We start from the raw sequence: 2,471 nt of genomic DNA on the forward strand, positions 1-2,471 counted from the left end.
CAAGCCGTGACCGGAATCGGTGAAAATACGTTAGCGCAACCGGTGAAACCGCCTTTGCGCGAACGGCGCGCCTGTTTAGCGAAACTGGTGAAAAATAGATTGACGCTAACACGCCGCCGCCCTGGGGCAGCACCCCGCCAGCATGTCGCACGCCGCGTGGTACATGGCCGTCACGGTGGCGGCGTCGCGCCCGCGGAACACCTGCGACACGATCCTGCCCACGCGGCGCCTGAGCTGCCAGGAGCCGGCCTCGCGCATGCAGTCGCGCATGAGGTGGACCGCGCAGCGCTGCCGCGCGGCGCCCTGGAAGACCTCGCCGAGCGCCCGGACGAGCCCCGGGTGGGCGTCCGAGACGACGAGCCGCACGCCCGCCGCCCCGCGCGAGCGGATGGCCCGCAGGAAGGCGAGCCACGAGTCGTAGGACTCGGTGTCAACCACGTCGACGCCCAGGACGCGCCTCCAGCCGCCCGCATCGCAGCCGATGGCGGTGACCACGGCGGTGGAGGCGACGCGCCCCCCGCGGCGGCACTTGACGTAGGTCGCGTCGAGCCAGACGTAGGGCACCGGCGAGCCGTCGAGCGGCCTTCCGCACAGATCCTCGATGTCTGCGTCCAGGCTCGAGGCGATTGCGCTCACCTGGTCCTTCGAGAGCCTGGAGACGCCCATCTTCTCGGCCACCCTCTGCACCTTGCGGGTGCTCGTGCCCGTGGCGTACATCTCGGCGACGGCGGCAACGAGGGCGCGGTCGACGCGCTGGTAGCGCTCGAGCACGTCCTCGGGGAAGAAGCTGCCGGAGCGCAGCTTGGGGATGCGCAGCGTCAGCGTGCCGACGCAGGTGGCGAGCGACCTCTCGCGGTAGCCGTTTCGGCTGTTCGCCCCGCCGCCGCACAGCTGGTCGGCCTCGGCGTCCATCACGGCGTTAACGACCTGCTCGGCGAGTCTGCGAAGCAGCTCCTGCATATCGATGGCGCCGTCGTCGAAACGGGGCATGGCGAGCATGTCCGGCGTCGGGTCTGATAAGATTTCCATAGCGGTCTTCGTCCTTTCCTAGAACCTGTTGTTGTGGTGATTTCAGATTCTAGGACGAAGGCCGTTCTTCGTTAAACGAGCGCTAGGGTGTCACCCTTACACCAACATTTTCGACGCGATCGCGTCCCCAGGCCCCAGATCGAGGAGCTCGCGACGCTGCGGTTCGCCAACCCTGCCGAGCTCTTTGTGCGCGTAGCCCCAATCGGGCTGCTCGAAGATTTGCTCGGAGTTGAACCGCTCAGGGAAAACGAGGCGGTAGACCTCGTCGTCGTCCTTGTCGGCAACATCGTCGTAGCCGATGCCGAGCTCGTCGGCGCGGTCGAACACGTCGAAAACGCTCCTCTTCGCCATCTTCAGGCTCTTGGCTATCGCGTTGCGCGAGTGCCCCGCGGCCCGCAGCTGCAGCACCGCCTTCGCCTTGATTTTTGTTACCACATCAATCTCCTTGTCGTTGTGGTTGACATGACAAGGATGATTGTAGTTAGCGACGGGCATGGGACCCCAAGGCGGTAAACTTGCGTGAGAGCGGATGGTCACGCTGGCTGCGAACGAGTAAATGGCAAAGCGGTCACTTTAGCTGCGAACGGTGGTCACCACGCGCGCGAATACTCAGCCAGTGTGCCTTTAAATATCAGGGATGACGCTATCGGTTCTAAAGGCGTCTGCAATGCGTAAGTCGATTTTTTCTGGCGATGCAGCATTTTTCATTTGGTATAGCCGTATTCCATTTTGACAGCAAAAAGCCTCTATGTTTGTCTTGCTTTCTTCGTTATGAGACACGAATGTCCAAGGTAATAGGTTGTATCGAGGGATGAGAATATCCGTGTAATATGGCTTATCTACGCCATCAAAACCATGACCAAAAACGCAGATGGAATCAATGTTGGCGTAATCAAGAAATCGTACCAGTGATGGATAGTTTGAAGGTAAGTCTTTCGTAGCCTTGTTGCAGTAGTCTTCGATCACCTTCATACAAGGCTCTATATATGCCCCATAAAAATCATCATCACCATATGATAGTTCAAGATCCTCTCTCATTTTTTTTGAATTGTTATCTGGAGATCCGAATTGTATGCTGCTTCGAATAATATGATTGTTTTCCTTGCTTCTACACAAATCGACATCCATTCCATCCCAATCTTCGGGCAAAAAAGCTGGGGCCACCGTTTCTATGTCGCAAGGAAGAAGAGCATCTGTCTCAACTCTATCTATTGAGCCATGAATATGAAGGATCATTTCGTCGGGAACCCCATACAGCTCCTCTAACGTTTTGGTGTAATTAAATGTAACAAGGTGACGCATAATTTCTTTCGCAAATTGACAACCGCATAGCGGAACACGGCCCGCGCCCCGTCATATGATTTCTAGCGACTAAACAACAAATCACCGACGAAGGGGGCACGGGCCGTGTCTGCGAACATCGTATCAGTCGACGAGGAGTC

2 protein-coding genes and 1 pseudogene are annotated in these 2,471 nt (G+C 57.8%); all 3 read right to left on the minus strand.

The genetic code is table 11. The features are described 5' to 3' along the window. Positions 1-114: 114 nt before the first annotated feature. Positions 115-1,029 (minus strand): annotated as a pseudogene (locus tag ACTM86_RS08860) (IS256 family transposase); the annotation flags it as partial. Positions 1,030-1,125: 96 nt separating this feature from the next. Next, entirely contained in the window at positions 1,126-1,524 is a 399-nt protein-coding gene (locus ACTM86_RS08865; protein WP_441017471.1) for a hypothetical protein, read from the minus strand. Positions 1,525-1,653: 129 nt separating this feature from the next. Further along, entirely contained in the window at positions 1,654-2,331 is a 678-nt protein-coding gene (locus ACTM86_RS08870; protein WP_441017468.1) for an AbiH family protein, read from the minus strand. Positions 2,332-2,471: the final 140 nt, after the last annotated feature.

The organism is Collinsella sp. HCP3S3_E11 (assembly GCF_052067375.1).
Taxonomy (GTDB): Bacteria; Actinomycetota; Coriobacteriia; order Coriobacteriales; family Coriobacteriaceae; genus Collinsella.

Bases quoted from the DNA above. Each gene is read 5' to 3' on its own strand.
- ACTM86_RS08865 (WP_441017471.1), bottom strand. From the start codon at position 1,524: ATGCCCGTCGCTAACTACAATCATCCTTGTCATGTCAACCACAACGAC.
- ACTM86_RS08870 (WP_441017468.1), bottom strand. From the start codon at position 2,331: ATGCGTCACCTTGTTACATTTAATTACACCAAAACGTTAGAGGAGCTG.